This is a genomic window from Streptomyces ochraceiscleroticus (assembly GCF_000720485.1).
GTDB lineage: Bacteria > Actinomycetota > Actinomycetes > Streptomycetales > Streptomycetaceae > Streptomyces > Streptomyces ochraceiscleroticus.
In genome coordinates, this window is the sequence record NZ_JOAX01000083.1 from 1 (window position 1) to 513 (window position 513).

A 513-nucleotide genomic window follows, 5' to 3' on the forward strand; every position below is an offset into this window, starting at 1 on the left:
CCTCGGCCCCGGGCGGCAGCCACAGCCGCATCGCGTCGTCGACGTCGGCCATCTGCGGGGACTTGTCCTGCCGCGAGAGCGGCCGCTCGAACTTCCACAGCTGGTCCGGCAGGTAGAGGGTGGCGTAGTCGACGTTGCCGTCCTGCCACCGCTTCAGCCCGGCCCGCCGGCGCACGCGCGAGCCGGGCTCGTAGGCGACGATGCACTGCGCGGCGTCCTCGAACGTGACGATGGGGGTGTCCTCGTCGTCGGGGTCACCCCACACCAGCACGAACGACCGCGCCGAGTTGACCGCGCCGAGGAACCCCAGCTGGCTGTCGCCGTCAAGGCCGTTCATCTGCCAGACCTGCCACAGGTCCTTGTCGGCCTTCTCCTCGCCGGAGGCCTGGAAGCCGGTGACGTCGAGGCGCTCCACCGGGCTGTCGGCCACGACCTGGACCCAGTTGTCGGAGAAGTCCCTGTACCTGTCGCCGTGGAACTTGGCGAAGTCGTCGCTGGCGAACTTCAGCGGCT

Annotated in this window: 1 protein-coding gene; it reads right to left on the reverse strand. The window is 69.8% G+C overall.

Translation table 11 applies throughout. The features are described from left to right. Nucleotides 1-513: phage portal protein (locus IG84_RS0137255; RefSeq protein WP_031067895.1), on the reverse strand; the 513-nt coding region annotated here is incomplete at both ends.